At 70.9% G+C, this 21,966-nt stretch carries 15 protein-coding genes and 1 tRNA gene; 1 reads left to right on the forward strand and 15 read right to left on the reverse strand.

Annotated elements, in window-relative coordinates; genetic code table 11:
- Positions 1-169 precede the first annotated feature (169 nt).
- From ACFT9I_RS15960 to bldG, 12 genes are all read right to left on the reverse strand, one after another.
- The gene (locus tag ACFT9I_RS15960) at positions 170-1,426 is read right to left on the reverse strand and encodes a hypothetical protein (RefSeq protein ID WP_382564591.1); all 1,257 of its coding nucleotides are present in this window, start codon (positions 1,424-1,426) and stop codon (positions 170-172) included.
- Positions 1,427-1,677: 251 nt separating this feature from the next.
- Positions 1,678-1,751: transfer RNA gene (locus ACFT9I_RS15965), tRNA-Thr, on the reverse strand.
- A gap of 114 nt (positions 1,752-1,865) precedes the next feature.
- Positions 1,866-3,395 (reverse strand): alpha/beta hydrolase, encoded by a 1,530-nt coding sequence (locus ACFT9I_RS15970; protein WP_382564592.1) that lies wholly within the window; start codon positions 3,393-3,395, stop codon positions 1,866-1,868.
- Positions 3,396-3,491: 96 nt separating this feature from the next.
- Positions 3,492-4,697: a DNA polymerase III subunit delta' gene (locus tag ACFT9I_RS15975; RefSeq protein ID WP_382564594.1), complete on the reverse strand. Its 1,206-nt coding sequence runs from the start codon at positions 4,695-4,697 to the stop codon at positions 3,492-3,494.
- A gap of 165 nt (positions 4,698-4,862) precedes the next feature.
- Positions 4,863-8,168 carry a dTMP kinase gene (gene tmk / locus ACFT9I_RS15980; RefSeq protein ID WP_382564596.1) on the reverse strand — a complete coding sequence of 1,102 codons (3,306 nt, stop codon included), beginning with the start codon at positions 8,166-8,168 and terminating at the stop codon, positions 4,863-4,865.
- Between the two features lie 191 nt (positions 8,169-8,359).
- Positions 8,360-11,239, reverse strand: a complete 2,880-nt coding sequence (gene topA, locus ACFT9I_RS15985; RefSeq protein WP_382564597.1) for a type I DNA topoisomerase — start codon at positions 11,237-11,239, stop codon at positions 8,360-8,362.
- 407 nt (positions 11,240-11,646) lie between these two features.
- Positions 11,647-11,844, reverse strand: a complete 198-nt coding sequence (locus tag ACFT9I_RS15990) for a hypothetical protein (RefSeq protein WP_354606634.1) — start codon at positions 11,842-11,844, stop codon at positions 11,647-11,649.
- A gap of 290 nt (positions 11,845-12,134) precedes the next feature.
- A complete protein-coding gene (locus ACFT9I_RS15995) occupies positions 12,135-13,715 on the reverse strand; it encodes a methyltransferase (RefSeq protein ID WP_382564599.1) in 1,581 nt (526 codons plus the stop codon).
- A gap of 189 nt (positions 13,716-13,904) precedes the next feature.
- Positions 13,905-14,516 carry a small secreted protein gene (locus tag ACFT9I_RS16000; RefSeq protein WP_382564600.1) on the reverse strand — a complete coding sequence of 204 codons (612 nt, stop codon included), beginning with the start codon at positions 14,514-14,516 and terminating at the stop codon, positions 13,905-13,907.
- 204 nt (positions 14,517-14,720) lie between these two features.
- Positions 14,721-17,132: a sodium-translocating pyrophosphatase gene (locus ACFT9I_RS16005; protein WP_382564602.1), complete on the reverse strand. Its 2,412-nt coding sequence runs from the start codon at positions 17,130-17,132 to the stop codon at positions 14,721-14,723.
- A gap of 307 nt (positions 17,133-17,439) precedes the next feature.
- Positions 17,440-17,904, reverse strand: coding sequence for an ATP-binding protein (locus ACFT9I_RS16010; RefSeq protein WP_382564604.1), 465 nt, complete (start codon positions 17,902-17,904; stop codon positions 17,440-17,442).
- Positions 17,905-18,007: 103 nt separating this feature from the next.
- Complete coding sequence (bldG, locus tag ACFT9I_RS16015) at positions 18,008-18,361, reverse strand: anti-sigma factor antagonist BldG (protein ID WP_078075833.1); 354 nt, start codon at positions 18,359-18,361, stop codon at positions 18,008-18,010.
- Between the two features lie 80 nt (positions 18,362-18,441).
- On the opposite strand from bldG, the gene ACFT9I_RS16020 reads away from it, so the two are divergent.
- The gene (locus ACFT9I_RS16020; RefSeq protein WP_382564606.1) at positions 18,442-20,955 is read left to right on the forward strand and encodes a DEAD/DEAH box helicase; all 2,514 of its coding nucleotides are present in this window, start codon (positions 18,442-18,444) and stop codon (positions 20,953-20,955) included.
- On the opposite strand, the gene ACFT9I_RS16025 is transcribed toward ACFT9I_RS16020, so the two are convergent.
- The 3 genes from ACFT9I_RS16025 to ACFT9I_RS16035 are packed head-to-tail and all read right to left on the reverse strand — an operon-like array spanning position 20,945 to position 21,922.
- Positions 20,945-21,337, reverse strand: a complete 393-nt coding sequence (locus ACFT9I_RS16025) for an Rv3654c family TadE-like protein (protein WP_382564608.1) — start codon at positions 21,335-21,337, stop codon at positions 20,945-20,947. The genes ACFT9I_RS16020 and ACFT9I_RS16025 overlap by 11 nt on opposite strands.
- A complete protein-coding gene (locus tag ACFT9I_RS16030) occupies positions 21,334-21,720 on the reverse strand; it encodes a TadE family type IV pilus minor pilin (RefSeq protein ID WP_382564610.1) in 387 nt (128 codons plus the stop codon). Before ACFT9I_RS16030 ends, ACFT9I_RS16025 begins: the two co-directional genes overlap by 4 nt.
- A complete protein-coding gene (locus ACFT9I_RS16035) occupies positions 21,707-21,922 on the reverse strand; it encodes a DUF4244 domain-containing protein (RefSeq protein WP_382564719.1) in 216 nt (71 codons plus the stop codon). Before ACFT9I_RS16035 ends, ACFT9I_RS16030 begins: the two co-directional genes overlap by 14 nt.
- Positions 21,923-21,966 lie beyond the last annotated feature (44 nt).

The raw sequence follows: 21,966 nt of genomic DNA on the forward strand, positions 1-21,966 counted from the left end.
GCCCTTGCCCTTGAGAAGCTGGATGCTCTCCTCCTGGACGTCACGGGTGAAGCCCCCCGACGCCGGCACCTAAGCGTAAAACGTTCACGCCCGGTCCCTCTGCGGTAATGAGGCTCTTCGCAGTGAGGGTGCAGTCGGGCTGCGCACGTGGCTGACGTTCGACGCTCGCTCAGCCTTCCTCGTCGCGTTCCTCCTCGTCCTCGCGCCGACGGCGCACTCGCTCAATGATCCCGCTGGAGAGCTTGCCCTTTGCCGAGTTGGCCCGGTCGAGGGTCTCGTTGCCGAGGCTTCTGGCGGCGCCGACGCCCTTCGCTCCTGTCTCAAGCGCCTTGTCCCTCACCTCTGCCACCGCGACCGCCCACCGTCTCGTCTCCGACGGCCGACGACCGGAATCGATCCCGAGCCGCTCGTGAAAGTCATCGACGCCGGTCACGACATGGTTGCTCGACTGGACCACAGCCGGGGACTTGGTCGGGTGCAGCAGCACCTTCTCGTTGGCCGCGCTGGCGGCTGCGTTCATCCGGGCCACCAGACGCTCGGTACTCCGCGAGATGAGATCCAGCCGCTTCTGCCGGGCAATCCGAATGCCGAGGCGATGCCGGTCCAACTCCTCCGGAGCCGCGTCCAGCACCCGGTCGAGTTCGAGCACGGCGATCGCGTCCTGCAACTGGAAGCAACAAGCCAGAACAGCGAGCCACTCCTGAGCCTTGGACTCGGCTTCCTTGGCCGCCTCGGCGAGATCACCGATCTTCGCCTTGCGCTCCATCTTCTCCGCAAGTGCGTCGAGTCGACGCAACGCGTACACCTGGGTCGTCGCAATCGTCCCCGGCGCGGCCTGCACCTTCGACCACGTGATCTCGGAAACCCGGCCCACCTGCTCCCGGATGGTCATGGCTTCCTCGATCACGAGCTCAGCTCCGATCATGTCCGACAACGCCGCGTCCTCCTGAGCGCGGAGCACGTCGTCGACCTTCTCGTCGATCGTGGCGAGATAATCGGTGATCTCGTCCATGGTCTGCTGCATCGCGAGCTGCGCCATGATCCCCGCAGCCTGAGCGAGAACCGCGGGGTTACCCAGAAACGATCGGGGGCCGCTCGCGAATTCGACAAATCCCCTGGCCTGGCCCTTGGGCCCCTTCACCACACCTGTGCTGAGACCCGTCTTCGAGCTTTCCCTCAGCCCGTACTTCTTGACGACCTGTGCCGACTCCCGGGTCAGCTTCACCCAGCAAGCGGATTCGGCGGCAATGTCCGAACCTGCCTGCGCGACCACAGCCCCGGTACCGGCGACGGACTTGAGCCGTCGCAATCCAAGGTCGTCCTTGGACGTCAGTCCCTCCGAGACGAGGAAGCGTTCGACATCCGCCTCACTCCCGATGACCGTCAGTCCGTCACCGTCGCTGATCAGCTGAATCTCGTTGTCCATCCGGCTGATTCTTCACCAGCCGCCGTATCGGCTCGCCCGTTTTATGGAAACTCCCCAACAGCGTCGCTGCCGACAGCCCGAGGGACACGGACCCGCACCCCCTTCACCTCCGGCGCGACAGGCCAATTCACTTGAGCTCACTCGACCACCGCTTTGCACGCCCCCTGCACGCGTGTCCACCGGTTGTCCACCGGCGGCCCGGAAAAGCAAAAGCCCCAGATCACGGCGAGTGAGTTCTGGGGCTTTCACAGAGCCGCCTTCGGGATTCGAACCCGAGACCTACGCATTACGAGTGCGTTGCTCTGGCCAACTGAGCTAAGGCGGCAAGCTGCGGAGTTGTCTGTCCGCGCACGGTCAGGTTCGCATCAGCAGCGGCGCCAAGTCTACAGGGTTCTTGGGGGTGCCCCGCACCAGTCCTCGGGTGGGGAGGGGGGTGTGGTCAGCACTTCTTGCCGTTCTTCGGTGGGGTGCCTTCGATGAGGTACGTGTTGATCGCCGTGTCCACGCAGTCGCTGCCGCGGCCGTACGCCGTGTGGCCGTCGCCGTCGTAGGTCAGCAGGACTCCCGAGGAGAGCTGGTCGGCGAGGGACTGGGCCCACTTGTACGGGGTCGCCGGGTCGCGGGTGGTGCCGACCACGAGGATCGGGGGTGCGCCCTTCGCCTCGATGCGGTGGGGGGTGCCCGTCGCCTTCGTCGGCCAGTAGGCGCAGTTCAGCGAGGCCCAGGCCAGGCCCGTACCGAAGACCGGGGAGGCCTTCTGGAAGGACGGCACCGCCTTCTCGACCTCGGTGGGTTTGGTGTAGGCCGGCGGGAGGTCCAGGCAGTTCACCGCCGCGTTGGCGTACATCAGGTTCGTGAACGAGCCGTCGCCCTCGCGTTCGTAGTAGCTGTCCGCCAGGGCGAGGAGCCCGGAGCCGTCGCCGTCCATCGCGCTGCTGAGGGATTCGCGGAGGCCGGGCCAGGCGGACTCGTCGTACATGGCGTTGATCACACCCGTCGTCGCCAGGGACTCGCCCAGTTTGCGCGGCTCGCCGGTCGGGATCGGCTTGGCGTCGAGGGCGTTGAAGAACGCCTTCATACGACGGCCCGCGTCGGCCGGCGACCCGGTGCCCAGGGGACAGTCCGGCTGCTTGACGCAGTCGGCCGCGAACGCCTCGAAGGCGGTCTCGAAGCCCGCCGTCTGGTCGCGGTTGAGTTCGGCGGCGGGCAGTGAGGGATCCATCGCGCCGTCGAGGACGAGGCGGCCGACGCGGGTGGGGAAGAGTTCGGCGTACGTGGCGCCGAGGAACGTGCCGTACGACGCCCCGACGTAGGTCAGCTTCTTGTCGCCCAGGACGGCCCGGAAGATGTCCATGTCTCGGGCGGCCTCGACGGTGGAGACGTGCGGGAGCACCTCGGCCGAGCGCTTCTCGCAGCCTTGCGCCAGCTTCTTGTAGGAGTCCGCCAGGAGGTTCCGCTCGGCCTTGTCGTCGGGTGTCTGGTCGACCTGGGTGAAGGCGTCCATCTCCTTGCCCGTGAAACATTCGACGGGCTCGCTGCGGGCGACTCCGCGCGGGTCCATCGCCACCATGTCGTACCGGGCGCGGACCGGGGCCGGGTAGCCGATGCCCGCGTAACCCTGGAGGTAGTCGATTGCCGAGCCGCCGGGGCCGCCCGGGTTGACCTGGAGGGAGCCGAGGCGCTTGCCGGGGCCGGTGGCCTTCGTGCGGGCGACGGCGAGTTTGATCTCGGTGCCGTCCGGCTTGTCGTAGTCGAGCGGCGCCTTCATCGTGGCGCACTGGAAGCTGGGAACACCGCAGTCACGCCAGTTGAGCTTCTGCCCGTAGTACTTCTTCAGGTCGGCCGGCGCCCCTGACTCCGCCGACGCCGTGCCGGACGACGACGAACCACCGGAAGTGCAGCCGGAGACGAGCAGAACGGCCGCTGCGAGCCCGGTGGCGGAGAGACGGAAGAGGCGCCTGAAGTCCATTCGAGGAGCCTAGCCGTCGGACGGTGACTGTCCCTTTTCTGTGTCCGTACGGGTGACTCCCCCGAGGTGACTCCCCCGCCGGACGGCAGAACCGGCTCAGCCGGCCCGCAGCGACACCGTCATCGCCTCCACAGCCAGCAGCGGCGCCACATTGCGGTCGAGCGCCTGGCGGCAGGCCACGATCGCCTCTATCCGGCGCAGTGTGGCCTCCGGGGTCGACGCTCTCGCGATCCGGTCGAGCGCGTCCCGTACGTCCTCGTTGGCGAGGCCGATCCGCGAGCCGAACTGGATCGCCAGGACGTCCCGGTAGAAGCCCGTCAGATCGGTGAGCGCCAGGTCGAGGCTGTCCCGCTGCGTACGGGTGGAGCGGCGCTTCTGCCGGTCCGCCAGGTCCTTCATGACTCCCGCCGTACCGCGCGGCATCCGGCCGCCCGGCGCGGCACCGAGGGCGGCCTTCATGTCCTCGGTCTCCTTGACGTCCACGTCCTCGGCGACCTGTTTCGAGTCCTCGCCCGCCGCGTCGATGAGTTCCTGGGCGGCCCGGAGGCAGCCGCCGATGTCCGCGACGCGCAGCGGGACCTTGAGGACGGTGGCCCGGCGGGCGCGGGCCCGTTCGTCAGTGGCGAGACGGCGGGCGCGGCCGATGTGGCCCTGGGTGGCACGCGCGGCAGCGGCGGCGGCCTCCGGCTCGATGCCGTCGCGCCTCATCAGGACGTCCGCGACGGCGTCCACGGGTGGCGTACGGAGCGTGAGATGGCGGCAGCGGGAGCGGATCGTGGGCAGGACGTCTTCCAGAGAAGGGGCGCAGAGCAGCCAGACCGTACGGGGCGCGGGCTCCTCGACGGCCTTCAGCAGCACGTTGCCCGCGCCCTCGGTGAGACGGTCGGCGTCTTCGAGGACGATGACCTGCCACCGTCCGACGGCCGGGGAGAGCTGGGCCCGGCGGACCAGCTCCCTGGTGTCCTTGACGCCGATGGAGAGCAGGTCGGTGCGGATCACCTCGACGTCGGCGTGCGTACCGATCAGGCTCGTGTGGCAGCCGTCGCAGAACCCGCAGCCGGGCACACCGCCCAGCGCGCGGTCCGGGCTGGTGCACTGAAGGGCGGCGGCGAAGGCCCTGGCCGCGGTGGAACGGCCGGAGCCAGGCGGGCCGGTGAACAGCCACGCGTGCGTCATCTTCGTCGCCTCGGGCGGCGGGGTGCCCGAGGATTCGGCCGTGACACGGGCATCCGCGTCACGCGCCGCCGCGGTGAGCGTCTCGGCGATGCGGTCCTGCCCGACCAGGTCGTCCCATACGGTCATGCGCCGTCACCACCTCCGAGTCGCGCGCTTCGGCATCCGGACCGGGATCGGGACCGGATGCCGACTTTCGAGATCCATTGTGGGGCCAGGGTCTGACAATCCCGTCCCACCTGGGCGGAGGCCGACATTCCAGCCCCCGGCCCCAGCCCCCTCCTGATCCGACTCTCAGCGACCGCCGCGCGCCCTGCCCGTGGTGCCGTCGTCATCGTCGTGCGGACCGAGCAGTTCGTCGGCGAGGGTCGGAAGGTCGTCCAGCGGAGTCTCCTCCGCCCAGTCCGAACGCCGCCGGGCCGGCCGCCCCGGATCGACCTGCGGCAGCTCCCGCGTCTGGTCGTTCCCCGCCACGGGCGACGCCGGCGCCGAACCCCGCTCGCCCTCCCGGAAGTAGCCGGGCGGCACCCGGTCGGCCGGATCCGCGTCCCGTACGGGTGGCAGTACGGCCGTCTCGTCGGCCGCCCGATCCGCCGCTCCCGATGCCGACCCCGACCCGGTTCCCGGCCCCGGCCGGTCCGCCGGATCCGGAACCTTCGGGATCACTCGCGTCTCGTCGTTGTCGGCGACCGGCTCCGCACCCGACGGCCTCGGCACCTCCTGCGTCGCGTCGTCCGGGGCAACGACCCGCTTCCCCCCGGCGGCGCCCTCCGACGGCGGCTTCACGACCGGCGTCGGAACCGTCAACTCGTTGTCGGACTCGGCACGTTCGGCCGGTGCGGATTCCGCGGACTCCGCGGACTCCGCCGACTCGGCAGCTTCCGCAGCCCGCGCGGCCTCAGCGGCCTCCGCCGCAGCCGCCGCCTCCGAGGCCTCCGCCAGCCGCCGCGCCTCCTCGGCCCGCAGCAGCGACTCCTCCGCCCTGCGTTGCTTCTCGCGCCGCCGCTCCTCGGCCTCGGCCCGGAGCCGGCTCTCCTCCTCGGCCAGCCGTCGCAGCCGCGCCTGCTCAGCCTGTCGCGTCGCTTCCTCGGCCTCGCGCCGTACGCGCTCCTCCTCGGCGAGCCTGCGCGCCTCCTCGGCCCGCTCCCTCGCCTCCATCGCCTGCCGTTCGGTCTCGCGCTGCCGCGCCTCCTCCAGCTCGCGGCGCTTGCGCTCCTCCTCCTCGGCCCGGAGCTTGGCGAGCTGCGCCTGCCGCTCGCGCTCCTGGCGCTCCTCCTCGGCCTTCCGCGCCGCCTCTTCCTCCGCCCGGCGCCGCGCCTCCTCGGCGGCGGCCTTCCGCGCGTCCTCCTGGGCCTGCACCTCGGCGGCGGACAGCGGCAGCATCTGGTCGAGCCGGTGCCGCACGACGGTGGTGACGGCCTCGGGCTCCTGCGCCCCGTCCACGACCAGATAGCGGCCCGGATCGGCGGCGGCGAGCGTGAGGAAGCCGTCCCGTACCCGCTGATGGAATTCGGCGGGCTCGGACTCCAGCCGGTCCGGCGCCTCCGTGAAGCGCTCGCGCGCCGCCTCGGGCGAGACGTCGAGCAGCACCGTCAGGTTCGGTACGAGACCGTCCGTGGCCCAGCGCGAGATACGGGCGATCTCGGTCGGCGCCAGATCCCGCCCGGCACCCTGGTAGGCCACGGAGGAGTCGATGTAGCGGTCCGAGATGACGATCGCGCCGCGCTCCAGGGCGGGGCGTACGACCGAGTCGACGTGCTCCGCGCGGTCGGCGGCGTACAGCAGCGCCTCCGCGCGGTTCGACAGACCGGCGCTCGACACGTCCAGCAGGATCGAGCGGAGCCGCTTGCCGACCGGCGTCGCGCCGGGCTCGCGGGTCACGACGACCTCGTGGCCCTTGGCGCGGATCCACTCCGCCAGCGCCTCGACCTGGGTCGACTTACCGGCGCCGTCGCCGCCCTCTATGGCGAGGAAGAAGCCGTTCGCCGCCGGGGCCTGCGCCGGGTCGGCCCCGCCGCGCAGCGCGTCACGCAAATCACGCCGCAGCGGTACGCCCGACCGGTCGTCGGTCTTGGCGAGTACGACGGCGGCGACCGGCAGCAGCAGCGCACCGACCAGCATCAGTGTGAAGGCGGCGCCGCCGTGCGCGAAGACGAAGTCGCCGGAGGCCAGCCGGTGCGGTCCGATCGCGGCGGCCAGTACGGGCGCCACCACGGCGCCGACCGCCACGTAGACCCTTACGACGGCCTGGAGATGGTCGGTCTGCCGGCCGCGCCGGAACTCCTCGGTCTCCTGGTCGATCAGCCCGTGGCCGGTGTTCGCCGCGACACCGGCGGACACACCGGCGAGCACCGCGACGAACAGCACGGTCGCCGTGTCCGGTACAAGTCCCATAACGAGCAGCGCGACACCGGTGAAGGCGATCGCCAGCGCGAGGAGCCGACGGCGGGAGAATCCGGGCAGCACCTTCGCGGCGCCGCGGATGCCGACTCCCGCGCCGCCCGTCAGCGCGAGGATCAGCAGGGCGAAGGTGACAGGCCCGCCGCCCAGGTCCTTCGCGTGCAGTACGGAGACGGCGGCGGCGGACGCGATGGCCGCGGCGACGGTCGCACAGGCGACGACGAGCAGCGGCAGCGCGCCCGTACGGCCCTTGTCCGGGCCGGTTCCGGTCGTCGGGCGGCGCATGCCTTCGAGGGGCGAGCGCGGGCGCGGGGTGTGGCCGCCGGGCAGCTCCAGCATGAACAGGGTCGACACGGACGCGGCGAACAGACCGGCCGCGACGTACGAGCCGAGGGCCGCCTGGTGCAGCGAGAACCACTCGACGCCCGTACCGAGCAGGTTGCCGATCAGTGTGACGACGAGCAGGACGGCTGCGGCCGCGGGGATCGCGACGAAGCCGGTGCGCAGCGAGAGCCGGCGCAGCGCGTCGAGGTGGTCGGGCAGCGGGCGTACGGCGGCGCCTTCCGGCGGCGGGGGCGGGAGCAGGGCGGGCGCCGCGCTCTCCTTGGCCACCGTCCAGAAGCGCTCGGCCACGCCGGCGACGAAGACCGTACTAAGAAGGATGGGCAGTGCGTTGTCGGGGCTCCAGTCGAGCCAGAGCGGCGCGACGATGAGCAGCGCGAGGCGTACGCCGTCGGCCCCGATCATCGTCCAGCGACGGTCCAGCGGACCGCCCTTGGCGCCGTCCTTGGTGCTGTCCTTGGCACCGTCCTTGGTGTCGGTGGCCGCCTCCGGCTTCGCCCCGGACCCCGCCCCGGAACCGGACCCGGGTGCGGTGAGGGCGGAGAGCGGTCCGAGGAGTACGGCTCCGAAGAGCACTGTGGCAAGGATCCGGGCACCGAACACCGCTGCGACGGCGAACGCCACACCCCGGTATCCCGTCCCGAACGAGCCCTCGGCGACCGCCGCCTGCAACGACAGCAGCAGAAGCACGAGCAGGGCGAGTGCATCGCCGATGCTGCCCACGAGCTGTGCGCCCCACAACCGCCGTAGCGGGGGAAGGCGCAACAAGGCTCGTACGGCACGCTCTCGTGAGTCTGCGGCAAGTGCGTCGGAGTCGGAGGTGGGGCTCACGACCGTTGGCTGCTCGGCTCGCGTCATCCGCCCAGCCTATCCGGAGCCCGCCGGTCCTCGGAGGCCCGCCCGAACAAACGACCGCCGCACGGGTCTCCGGGTGATCCCGGTGGAGACTTCGTGCGGCGGTCACGCTTCCGTACAGAGGCGCGTGCGGTGGCGCGTACAAAGGCGGGGGCAGAGGTCCGTACGTCCCTCTCCCGTCCTACTTCGTCCTACTACTCGTCCGCGTTCGAGCCCGCACGGGACGACGACGCCGTCGACTTCTTCGCGGCCGTCGACTTCGTGGCGGTCTTCTTGGCGGCCGTCGTCGTCTTCTTCGCCGCGGTCTTCTTCGCCGTCGTCGTCTTCTTGGCAGGAGCCTTCTTGGCGGCGGCGGTGGTCTTCTTCGCCGGAGCCTTCTTCGCCGTCTTCTTCTTGGCGGGCCCCTTGGCGCGCTTCTCGGCGAGCAGCTCGTAGCCGCGCTCCGGCGTGATCTCCTCGACGCTGTCGTCCGTCCGCAGCGTCGCGTTCGTCTCGCCGTCCGTGACGTACGCCCCGAAGCGGCCGTCCTTCACGACGACCGGGCTCCCGCTCACCGGGTCCGTGCCCAGCTCCTTCAAAGGAGGCTTGGCCGCCGCCCGTCCGCGCTGCTTGGGCTGGGCGTAGATCGCCAGCGCCTCGTCCAGCGTGATGTCGAAGAGCTGGTCCTCGCTGGTCAGCGACCGCGAGTCGGTGCCCTTCTTGAGATACGGGCCGTAGCGGCCGTTCTGCGCGGTGATCTCGACGCCCTCGGCGTCCGTACCGACCACGCGCGGCAGCGACATCAGCTTCAGCGCGTCCGCCAGCGTCACCGTGTCCAGCGACATCGACTTGAACAGCGAGGCGGTCCGCGGCTTGACGGCGTTCTTCCCGGTCTTGGGGGTGCCGTCGGGCAGGACCTCGGTCACGTACGGGCCGTAGCGGCCGTCCCTGGCCACGATCTGGTGCCCGCTCTGCGGGTCGACGCCCAGCTCGAAGTCGCCGCTCGGCTTGGCCAGCAGCTCCTCCGCGTACTCGACCGTCAGCTCGTCGGGCGCCAGGTCCTCGGGCACGTCGGCCCGCTGGTGGCCCTCCGCGTCCTTCTCGCCGCGCTCGACGTAGGGTCCGTAGCGGCCGACGCGCAGCATGATGCCGTCGCCGATCGGGAAGGACGAGATCTCGCGGGCGTCGATCGCGCCGAGGTCCGTGACGAGCTCCTTGAGCCCGCCCAGGTGGTCCCCGTCGCCGTTGCCTGCGGCGGCTGCGGCGGTCGCGGCGGCAGCCGCACCGTCCGAGTCGTCGCCCGTGCCGAAGTAGAAGCGCTTGAGCCACGGCACGGACTGCGCCTCGCCCCGCGCGATGCGGTCGAGGTCGTCCTCCATCCGCGCGGTGAAGTCGTAGTCGACGAGGCGGCCGAAGTGCGTCTCCAGCAGGTTCACCACGGCGAAGGAGAGGAACGACGGGACGAGCGCCGTGCCCTTCTTGAAGACGTAGCCGCGGTCGAGGATCGTGCCGATGATCGACGCGTACGTCGACGGGCGCCCGATCTCGCGCTCTTCCAACTCCTTGACCAGCGAGGCTTCGGTGTAGCGGGCCGGCGGCTTGGTGGCGTGGCCGTCGACGCTGATCTCTTCCGCCGACAGCGCGTCGCCCTCGGCGACCTGCGGCAGGCGGCGCTCGCGGTCGTCCAGTTCGGCGTTCGGGTCGTCGGCGCCTTCTACATAGGCCTTCATGAAGCCGTGGAAGGTGATCGTCTTGCCGGACGCGGAGAACTCGGCGTCCCGGCCGTCGCCCGACGTGCCGGCGATCTTGACCGTGACGCTGTTGCCGACCGCGTCCTTCATCTGGGAGGCGACGGTCCGCTTCCAGATCAGCTCGTAGAGCCGGAACTGGTCGCCGGTCAGACCGGTCTCGGCGGGCGTACGGAAGCGGTCGCCCGAGGGACGGATCGCCTCGTGCGCCTCCTGCGCGTTCTTGACCTTGCCGGCGTACGTACGCGGCTTGTCGGGCAGGTAGCTCGCCCCGTACAGCTGCGTGACCTGCGCCCGCGCCGCCGAGATCGCGGTGGCGGACAGGGTCGTGGAGTCCGTACGCATATAGGTGATGAAGCCGTTCTCGTACAGCTTCTGCGCGACCTGCATCGTCGACTTGGCCCCGAAGCCCAGCTTGCGCGAGGCCTCCTGCTGAAGCGTCGTCGTACGGAAGGGGGCGTACGGGGAGCGGCGGTACGGCTTCGACTCGACCGAGCGGACGGCGAACGACGTGTCCTGGAGGGCGGCGGCCAGCGCGTGCGCGTTGGCCTCGTCCAGATGCAGGACCTGGTCGGACTTCAGCTGTCCGTCCGAGCCGAAGTCGCGGCCCTGGGCGATACGGCGGCCGTCGACAGCCGACAGCCGGGCGTTCAGTACGGAGGGGTCGGAGGCGTCGCCGGTACGGCCGGTGCCGAAGGTGCCTGTCAGGTCCCAGTACTCGGCGGAGCGGAAGGCGATGCGCTCGCGTTCGCGCTCGACGACGAGCCGGGTGGCGACGGACTGGACGCGGCCGGCGGACAGGCCGCGCATGACCTTCTTCCAGAGGACCGGCGAGACCTCGTAGCCGTACAGCCGGTCGAGGATCCGGCGGGTCTCCTGCGCGTCCACCATCAGCTTGTTCAGCTGGCGGGGATTGGCGACGGCGGCCCTGATCGCTTCCTTGGTGATCTCGTGGAAGACCATCCGGTGGACCGGGACCTTGGGCTTCAGGACTTCCTGAAGATGCCACGCGATGGCTTCGCCCTCGCGGTCCTCATCGGTGGCGAGGAAGAGTTCGTCGGAGTCGGCCAGCAGCTCCTTGAGCTTTCTGACCTGGGCCTTCTTGTCGGCGTTGACGACGTAGATCGGCTGGAAGTCATGTTCGACGTCCACACCGAGACGGCGCACCTCGCCGGTGTACTTCTCGGGCACCTCGGCGGCGCCGTTCGGGAGGTCGCGGATGTGCCCGACGCTCGCCTCGACGACATATCCCGGGCCGAGGTAGCCCTTGATTGTCTTCGCCTTGGCAGGCGACTCGACGATGACGAGTCGGCGGCCGGCGTGTCCGGTCTCGCTGGTCGGGGACAACTTCGCTCTTCTCTCCGGTCGGCACTCGGTGGCCCGTACAGCCTTACCGCGGTACGGCAGTACGGCACCGCAGGGCAGGACATGCCCCGCTATGACGCTGCTTCGCTGCGGAGTGTGACGGTACAACCCGCCCCCGTGTCAAACGGCGAAAGACCGCAACGGCCACTCGAACGGTAACCCGAGTCCGCACCTTTCTGCCGCCCGGAGCCTTGTGCCCGCCGCGCAGGACGGCGTACGAGCGCCGTACGGAGCGGGTCGGCGGCGGACCGCGGGGAGGGCTCCGCCGCAGGTCCCGGGGGTCGGCGGAGGGCATACCCCGGGCGGGATCCCGGCGGGATCCGGCGCCGTACGACTCGTCGGGCGCGCCGGTCCCCGAAGGGCGCCGGCCACGCCGGAGGGGCCGGGGATCAGATCCGGCCGAAGCACCAGAGGCCGAGGGCGACGAACGACACGCCCGCGAGGGTCGCCAGCGTGATGGATGTCGCAGGGCTCACACCGTGCGCCACCGGGGCGCGGTGCAGCACGCGCGCTCCCGTCCACACCAGCAGTGCGGCTCCGAACAGCGCGAACGCCGCTCCCGCGAAGATCGCCGGCCCGCTCTCCATGCCCGTACCCCGTTCGATTCGCGGAGCCGAGCGGCTCCGGAGGCAGAGGCTGGCACCCCGGTGCGTCATTGGCGCGAATTCCGCGTGAACGGCGCGGGGGTTCACTCGCGCGGCGTCCGCCGGGTGCCGGTACGGGCTTCGGCGTCCGCCCGCACGGAGGCGCCACCCGGCGCGCGCCGTACGGCTCCCGCTCCGGCACCCGCCAACTGCGGCCGTACGGTCTCCGTCGGCTGGACCAGGCGAAATACGCCACGGCAAGGCCGGCCGATGGTCGGGGGACCCGCGTCGGATCAGGCCCCGGGGGCGGCCACCGGCAGCAGGAAACCCTCCTCCACCAGCACCCGGATCGCCTGCGGCGTGCGGTCGCGCAGCTGCACCGGGTCCTCCCCGACGAGCTGGGCGATCGCGTCCAGGATCCGCCCGGCGCTCAGCGAGCCGTCGCAGACCCCGGCGAATCCCGCGGCGACCGTGTCGACCTTCGTCGCCCTGCGCATACCGCGGTTCTGACGGAGCACCACATGCTCGGGGTCCTCCGCGCCGGGCAGCCCGACCTGCTCCTGGACGACCTCGGGGGCGAGCGCGAAATGCGCGGTGAGCAGGGCGGCGTCGTCGTGCGCGCGCAGATAGTCCTGGCGCTCGAAGTGGGCCCGTACGGTCTCGCCGAGCGGCTGCTCGACGGGGTGCGGCCACTCCTCCACGACCACCGAGGGGCGCTCGGAGCCCGACTTCCTGAGGGTGATCCAGCCGAAGCCGACGGCCTTGGTCTTCCGCGCCTCGAACTCGTCCAGCCACGCCTCGTAACGCGCCGCGTACGCCTCCGGGTCCGCCCGGTGGTCGCCGCTGTCGCGCAGCCACAGCTCCGCGTACTGCGTCACGTCCTGCACCTCGCGCTGCACGATCCAGGCGTCGCAGCCGCGCGGTACCCAGGACCGCAGGCGGTCCTGCCACTCCTCGCCCTCCACGTGCTGCCAGTTGGCGAGGAAGTGCGCGTAACCCCCGTCGGCGAGGCGGTCGCCCGTCTCCTGGACGAGCGTCCGGCACAGGTCGTCGCCGCCCATGCCGCCGTCGCGGTAGGTGAGCCGGGCGCCGGGGGAGATCACGAACGGTGGGTTCGACACGATCAGGTCGTACGTCTCGCCGTCGACCGGCTCGAACAGCGACCCCTCACGCAGCTCGGCGGCGGGCGCGCCCGACAGGGCGAGAGTGAGGCGGGCGCACTCCAGCGCACGCGGGTTGAGGTCGGTGGCGGTGACCCTGGTGGCGTGCCGGGCCGCGTGCAGCGCCTGGATGCCGGACCCGGTGCCGACGTCGAGGGCACTGGCGACCGGCGTACGAACCGTGAGTCCGGCCAGCGTCGTGGAGGCCCCGCCGACGCCGAGCACCACACCCTCGCCGTGGCCGATCGCGCCGGAGGCGCCGCCGACCGCGCAGCCGAGGTCGGAGACGATGAACCAGTCCTCTCCGTCCGGGCCGCCGTACGGCCGTACGTCCACGGTGGCGCTGACGAGCGTGCCGTCCTGACCGCCGGGCGTACCGCCTTCCGTGGCGGCATCGGCGGCGGCTTCCGTACCGCCTTCCGTGGCGCCGACCTCCACGACCCAGCCGTCGGCCAGGCACTGCGACAACGGGAGCGCCGCACGGACCCGCTCCGCGGGGACGGGCCGCTGGAGCAGAAAGAGCCTGACGAGCGTTTCGAGCGGGGTGTCGCCGCGGGTGGCCCGCAGGGCGGGCACCGTCTCGCTGCGGGCCAGCGCGGCATAGGCGGGCGCGCCGAGCAGGTCCAGCAGGCCGTCGACGGTGAAGTCGGCGGCGAGCAGGGCGTCACGGAGTCGGGGCGAGTGGTCGGGCGCGGGAAGGCTGGTCGTACTCACGATTCCATTGTGGCGGCTCCCACCGACAAACGCCCGCGGCCCGGCTCCCCGGGCGGGGTGCCGGGCCGCGGGTTTCGCGTCCGAGAGCGGTACTGCGAGGCGTACGTACTACGGCGCGTTCCTCTGACGAATCGACAGGAGAACTCGCCTTCACATCAAGCACATCAAGCACACCAAGGGCTCGCGGGCTCAGGACGCCTTGTCGCCGGACGGTTCCGTCGACGGCGCGTCCGATCCGGTCTCGGCGGGCGCGGACGTCTTCGGCCGCTGGCAGCCGGGCTGCTTCGCCATCGCCGCACCGACATCGCCGGACTGCAGCTTCTGCAGCGCCTCGTCACCGCTCTTGCTGAGCTTGTCGAGTTCGTCGGCGACGCCCTTGAGGCCGTCCGCGAACTTCGCCTGGTCCTTGGTGTCGAGGTCGTCGACGTCGGTCTTGAGCCCCGCGTACGCCTTGGAGGTGGCGTTGAGCTCGCTGACGGCCTCCTTCTGGGTCTTCTCGCCGTCGTCGACGGGCGGGGCGCCCGCTCCGTTCACGGCGGTGCCCAGCGCCTTGTAGGCGTCCGAGATGGACTGGAAGGCAGCCGCGTCGGTCTTCTGGACGTCGGCGGGCTTGCTGCTGTCCGAGGTCGCCTGCTGGATCGAGGCGTTGGCGTTGGCGATCTTCGTCAGCTGCGGCTGGACCTGGTCGCAGACCTTCTTGGCCCAGTCGTTCACCTTGCTGTCGCTGTCGTCGCTGCACCCCGACAGCGCCATGAGCAGTACCGAACCGCCGGACAGTGCGGCTGCGAGCTTCTTGTTCACCGGATTGGGTCCCTTCCAAGGCTCTCGGCCCCGGAACATACACGCCAAGTGGGCTACTACCGCATGCCGAGTGTCCGTTCAATGGGCTATTGCAGCCATTTGCACCAAGGGAGAGAACCCTCACGCCGCCCGCCTCCACGGCGCGGCAGGCAGACGGGCGGCGCGTCAAGACGTGCCGCCCGCAAGCCAGTTGCCATGCCGTGGCTACGAAGCCACCGCCGGATCAGGTGACTTGGTCGTCCCGTCGCCGGATCCGCCTCCTCCCTCGCCGCCGTCGTCGTCCACGGTCACCGAGCGCCGCTTGGAGACGTACACGGCCCCGACGATCACGGCGATGGCCAGCACCGCCACCACCGCGCGCACCCCGGCGTTGGCGTCGTCCCCGTAACTGAACTGCACCACCGCCGGTGCGATGAGCAGCGCCACCAGGTTCATGACCTTCAACAGAGGGTTGATCGCCGGTCCCGCCGTGTCCTTGAACGGGTCGCCGACGGTGTCGCCGATGACGGTCGCGGCGTGGGCGTCGCTGCCCTTGCCGCCGTGGTGGCCGTCCTCGACGAGTTTCTTGGCGTTGTCCCACGCCCCACCGGAGTTGGCGAGGAAGACGGCCATCAGCGTGCCGGTGCCGATCGCGCCGGCCAGGAACGAGCCGAGGGCGCCGACACCGAGCGAGAACCCCACGGCGATCGGGGTGAGTACGGCGAGCAGACCGGGCGTGGCCAGCTCGCGCAACGCGTCCTTCGTACAGATGTCGACGACGCGCCCGTACTCCGGCTTCTCCGTGTAGTCCATGATCCCGGGGTGCTCGCGGAACTGCCGCCGCACCTCGTAGACCACCGAACCGGCCGACCGCGAAACGGCGTTGATCGCGAGCCCCGAGAAGAGGAACACCACCGCGGCGCCGAGGATGAGTCCGACGAGGTTGTTGGGCTGCGAGATGTCCAGGCTCAGACCCATCTCGTCGGCCTTCGCCCCCACGTCCGCCACGGCCGTGGCGATGGCGTCGCGGTACGAGCCGAAGAGCGCCGCCGCCGCCAGTACGGCGGTCGCGATGGCGATGCCCTTGGTGATGGCCTTGGTGGTGTTGCCCACGGCGTCGAGGTCGGTGAGCACCTGCGCGCCCGCGCCCTGGACGTCCCCGGACATCTCGGCGATGCCCTGGGCGTTGTCGGAGACGGGACCGAAGGTGTCCATGGCGACGATGACGCCGACGGTGGTGAGCAGTCCGGTGCCGGCCAGCGCCACCGCGAAGAGCGCCAGCATGATCGACGTACCGCCGAGCAGGAACGCCCCGTACACGCCGAGAGCGATCAGGAGCGCCGTGTAGACGGCGGACTCCAGGCCGATGGCCACACCGGTCAGGACAACGGTGGCGGGGCCGGTGAGCGCCGATTTGCCGATGTCGCGCACCGGGCGCCGGTTGGTCTCGGTGAAGTAGCCCGTGAGCTGCTGGATGAGCGCCGCGAGCACGATGCCGATGGCGACGGCGACCAGCGCGAACGTCCTCGGGTCACCGGAGTGCGAGGTGATCTCCTCGGCGGTCACTCCGTCCAACTCCGCGTACGTGGACGGGAGATAGGTGTACGCCGCAACGGCCACCAGGACCAGCGAGATCACCGCGGAGATGAAGAAACCGCGGTTGATCGCGGTCATCCCGCTGCGGTCGGAGGGCCGCGGAGCGACGGCGAAGATGCCGATCATCGCCGTGATGACACCGATCGCCGGGACGATCAGCGGGAAGCCGAGCCCGAAGTTGCCGAAGGCCGCCGTGCCGAGGATGAGCGCGGCGACGAGCGTCACGGCGTACGACTCGAAGAGGTCGGCCGCCATACCGGCGCAGTCGCCGACGTTGTCCCCGACGTTGTCGGCGATCGTCGCCGCGTTGCGCGGGTCGTCCTCGGGGATGCCCTGCTCGACCTTGCCGACGAGGTCGGCGCCGACGTCGGCGGCCTTGGTGAAGATGCCGCCGCCGACACGCATGAACATGGCGATCAGCGCCGCGCCGAGGCCGAAGCCCTCCAGCACCTTGGGGGCGTCCTCGGCGTACACGAGGACCACACAGGAGGCGCCCAGCAGTCCGAGGCCCACCGTGAACATTCCGACCACACCACCGGTGCGGAAAGCGATCTTCATTGCCTTGTGCGCGACGGCTGTCAGATCCTTTTCCGGTTCGCCCTCCGCCGGGGTCGCCTCTCGCGCGGCCGCGGCGACGCGCACATTGCTGCGTACGGCGAGACGCATGCCGAAGTATCCGGTGGCCGCCGAGAAAAGCGCACCCACCAGGAAGAACAGTGAACGTCCCGCGCGTTCCGACCAACCGTCGGCCGGAAGCAACAACAACAGGAAGAACACCACGACGGCGAAAACGCCGAGGGTGCGCAACTGCCGTGCCAGATAGGCATTCGCGCCTTCCTGTACGGCCGCCGCGATCTCCTTCATGGAATCGGTGCCCTCGTCGGCCGCCAGCACCTGACGGACCAGCCGCTGGGCGACGAGCAGCGCCGCCAGCGCGATGACCGCGATGACGATCACGATCAGTCTGTTGCCGTCCGTGAGTATCGCGGCAGCGAGAGAAGTGGGGTGCTCGGACAGTTGTGGATCGATGTTCCCCGCCATTCGTCCTCCTTGACGCTCAGCGCTCAAGATGGACGGATTGTAGGGAGCGGAAGCTGATCAAAACAGAGCGCGCCGCGTGTAATTGACCTTGACTTACGGAGCCGCAAATGATCGGCCCCCGGAAAGCGACCAGAAATGCGTAATGGGATGAACGCATTGGTCGGTGATCAATTCTCGCGGAGAAATAGAAAAGGCCCTGCTCAGCAGGGCCTTCAAAGAAATTGGATCACGCTCTCACGGTCGCCCCGGCGGGGGGCCTCCCCGGACGGGCAGGCCGCTCGCCGTGGACCGTACGCACACGCGCATTTCAGGAGAGCGCGACCGCCGAGGCGGTCGGCCAGCTCATCCGGATGACGCCGCCGTGATCGTCGGAGGTCACTTCCACGTCGTCGACGAGGCCGCTGATGACCGCGAGGCCCATCTCGTCCTCGCCGTCGCCCGTGTCCGTCTCGTACAGATCGCCCGCGAGGACGGCCCTGCGGGAGACCGGTGTCTTCTCCGCGGCGGCCGAGGTGCCCGGGGTGGGCACCTCGTCACCGACCTCGATGGAGAAGACCTTCTCCTCCTCGGTCAGCACGACCCGCACGGGCGCGGTGATGCCGTGGCTGCGGTGCAGACCGACCGCGCGGCTGCACGCCTCACCGACGGCGAGCCTGACCTCGTCCAACACTGCTTCGTCGACACCGGCCCGGCGCGCCACGGCAGCCGCCACCAGACGGGCCGTCCTGACGTGCTCGGGCTGGGCGCTGAAGCGGAGTTCAACGGTGGCCATGCGATCCCCCTCAGACGTACGAGCGTGCGAATCTGGGGCTCGGGTGCCCCGGGCATGACGCCCGGTGCCCCCTGCCCTTCCTTCCGAAAGCCTCCGGCCGGCCTCAGTCGGTGGCGGCGACGGCCTCTTCGACCGTGGTGTGAATGGGGAACACCTTGGTCAGGCCAGTGATCCGGAAGATCTTGAGAATGCGCTCCTGGTTGCAGACCAGACGCAGCGAGCCCTCGTGGGCACGCACACGCTTGAGTCCACCCACGAGCACGCCGAGACCGGTCGAGTCGAGGAAGTCCACGCCCTCCATGTCGACGACCAGGTGATAGCTGCCGTCGTTCACCAACTCGACCAACTGCTCGCGCAGCTTGGGCGCGGTATACACATCAATCTCGCCACCGACCTCGACGACCGTACGGTCGCCACCAGGGCCGGACACATTGCGAGTCGACAGGGACAGGTCCACGGATCCTCCAGCACCTTGCAATCGAGCGGTCGCCCCTCGGGTCTCTCCCGACGGAGCCAGGGGGCGTATCGCCAGCCGCGATGGCATTCAATCACTTACCGGCAGCCATGCACGACGCCTTAGGACCATTGTCCGCCACGCCAGTGACACACTCGGTGCCGATGGCCACGAATCACGGTCCCGGCAGGCCGCCCGAGAGCGGGGACTCCCGCCCCTCCCCCAGTACGGTCCTGGACCGGCTCACCGCGGGGGCGGGCCGGGCTGCGCGCATCACCCATACGGAGCACTTGCCCCCGCGTGCGGGCAGACATGCAGTCTGGCCCGATCGCATCCGGCCGGAAGTGATCAACGCCATTCAACTGGCCGGGGTCGACCACCCGTGGGCCCACCAGGCCGCCGCCGCCGAGCACGCCCTGGACGGCGAATCCGTCGTGATCGCCACCGGCACCGCGTCCGGCAAGTCCCTCGCCTATCTGGCGCCGGTGCTCACCGCGCTCCTGGACGGCTCCGAGGCACCCAACGGTCGCGGCACGACCGCCCTGTACCTCTCCCCGACGAAGGCGCTCGCCGCCGACCAGCGGCGTGCCGTGAAGGCGCTCGCCGCGCCGCTCGGCAACGGCGTGCGCCCCGCCGTGTACGACGGCGACACCCCGGTCGAAGAGCGCGAATGGGTACGCCAGTACGCCAACTACGTACTCACCAACCCCGACATGCTCCACCGCGGGATACTCCCCGCCCACCCCCGCTGGTCCTCCTTCCTGCGCTCCCTGCGCTACGTCGTCATCGACGAGTGCCACACCTACCGCGGCGTCTTCGGCTCCCATGTCGCCCAGGTGCTGCGCCGCCTGCGCCGCGTCTGCGCCCGGTACGGCTCCGACCCCGTCTTCCTCCTCGCCTCGGCCACCGCGGCCGAGCCCGCGCTGGCGGCCGGGCGGCTCACCGGCCTGCCCGTCCACGAGGTGGCCGACGACGCGTCACCGCGCGGCGAGGTCGTGTTCGCCCTCTGGGAGCCCCCTCTCACCGAACTCCACGGCGAGAAGGGCGCGCCGGTCCGCCGCACCGCCACGGCCGAGACGGCCGACATCCTCACCGACCTGACCCTCCAGGGCGTCCGTTCGGTCGCCTTCGTACGGTCCCGGCGAGGCGCCGAACTGGTCTCCGTCATCGCCCAGGAACGCCTCGCCGAGGTCGACCGCTCCCTCGTCCGACGCGTCGCCGCCTACCGGGGCGGCTACCTCCCCGAGGAGCGCCGCGCCCTGGAGCGCGCCCTGCACTCCGGCGAGCTTCTCGGCCTCGCCGCCACCACCGCCCTGGAGTTGGGCATCGACGTCTCCGGCCTCGACGCCGTCGTCATCGCCGGCTATCCGGGCACCCGCGCCTCCCTGTGGCAGCAGGCGGGCCGCGCCGGACGCGCCGGACAGGGCGCGCTGGCCATCCTGGTCGCCAGGGACGACCCGCTGGACACCTTCCTCGTCCATCACCCCGAGGCGCTGTTCCAGCAGCCCGTCGAGTCGACCGTGCTCGACCCGGACAACCCGTACGTCCTCGCCCCCCACCTGTGCGCGGCCGCCGCCGAACTGCCGCTCACCGAAGCCGATCTGGAACTCTTCGGCCCCGCCGTGCCCGAGCTGCTGCCGCAGCTCGTCGAGGCGGGCCTGCTGCGGCGGCGTACCACCGGCTGGTACTGGACCCGCCGCGAGCGGGCCGCCGATCTCGCCGACATCCGGGGCGAGGGCGGCCGACCCGTCCAGATCGTCGAGGAGGGCACCGGCAGACTGCTGGGCACCGTCGACGAGGCGGCCTCCCACACCGCCGTGCACGACGGCGCCGTCCATCTGCACCAGGGCCGCAGCTATCTGGTGCGGCGGCTGGACCTGACGGACTCGGTCGCGCTCGTCGAGGAGGCCAGTCCGCCGTACTCCACGACCGCGCGCGACACCACCGCCATCTCCGTCCTGGAGACCGACACCGAGATCCCCTGGGGCGGCGGGCGCCTCTGCTACGGCTCCGTCGAGGTCACCAACCAGGTCGTCTCCTTCCTCCGCCGGCGGCTCATCACCGGCGAGGTCCTGGGCGAGACCAAACTCGATCTGCCGCCCCGTACGCTGCGCACCCGCGCCGTCTGGTGGACCGTCACCGAGGACCAACTCGACGCGGCCCGGGTCAATCCGGAACAGCTGGGCGGCGCCCTGCACGCCGCCGAGCACGCGTCCATCGGGATGCTCCCGCTGTTCGCGACCTGCGACCGCCGGGACATCGGCGGCGTGTCCGTACCGCTCCACCCGGACACGCTGCTGCCGACGGTCTTCGTGTACGACGGCCACCCCGGTGGTGCGGGCTTCGCGGAACGCGCCTTCCACACGGCGCGTGAATGGCTCACCGCGACCCGCGAGGCGATCGCCTCGTGCGAGTGCGAGGCGGGCTGCCCGTCGTGCATCCAGTCCCCGAAGTGCGGCAACGGCAACGAGCCCCTGCACAAACGCGCGGCCGTACGGCTCCTGGGCGAACTCCTGAAGTCCGCCCCGCCGCCGGATACCGCGGACCTGGCGGACCTGCCGGGCCCGCGCACGGCCGGAGCCGAGGTCACGAGCTAGGTCCTGTCGGGCGGATCTTCGTCGGCTCGCGGACCGGGACAGCCGCAGGCCGCGCGTCCGGTGGGCCGGCCCGGGACCTGACCGTCGGGGTGTACGGGCCGAAGGCCGCCCGTGCGGTCACGTCGGCGATCTCACCGGCCACCGCGCACCGCACCACCTGCGCGCCCTGCGCCCCGGCCACCTCGGCCGCCCGCGCGCAGGCGGCCTCCGCTCCCCGCAGCGCGTGTCCGGCCGCCGCCAGCGCCGCCAGGTCCGCCGCCGAACCCGCGCGGTGCCTGGCCACGACCGCCTGGCCCATGGCGAGGATCACCGCGAACACGACACACAGCGCGGTCGCCGCCATGGCCGCCCATACCGTCGCCGACCCTCGATCACGGTTCATGGAGCCGCTCCGCGCGTCGCCGTGTCCTCGGCCGGTGCCACCGCTTCCGCGGCGAGCGTCAGCGCGATACCGCGCGGCCCGGGGGTCGGCGCCTCCACCCGCACGCGCCACAGGTCGGCCGACCGCCCCATCGTGACCTCGGCGCCCTCCGGGGCGGCCGAGCGGGCGGCTTCCAGCGCCGCGCCCGGGGGCTCGGACCGGGCCGCGGCCCGCGCCCCCGCCCTGGCGGCGTCCACGCACTGGATCTGCGCGGAGGCCGCCATCAGGGCCCACAGCAGCGCGGCGACGAACACCACCAGCGCGGGCAGCGCCACGGCGGCCTCCGCCGTCACCGACCCCCGGTCGCCGGGGTCTCCGACCGTCCCGGACTCAGAACTTCGCATCGAGGGCGTTCCCGATGACCGATTCCAGGGCGCCGGCGACGGGCCCACTGGTGATCACCTTGTAGAGCACCGCGGCGAAGCCGCACGCGGCGAGAGTCCCCACGGCGTACTCGGCACTCACGATTCCGGAGTCCGTCCGCGGGCCGGCACGGAACCGGAACCCGCTGCCGACCCGGACCCTGCTCCGGCGCAGCCGGCTCATCCCGCTCGCCGCCTCCACCACACGCCATGCCCGTCGTCCCGACG

Origin of the sequence: Streptomyces sp. NPDC057137 (assembly GCF_042670825.1) — a bacterium.
Lineage (GTDB): Bacteria > Actinomycetota > Actinomycetes > Streptomycetales > Streptomycetaceae > Streptomyces.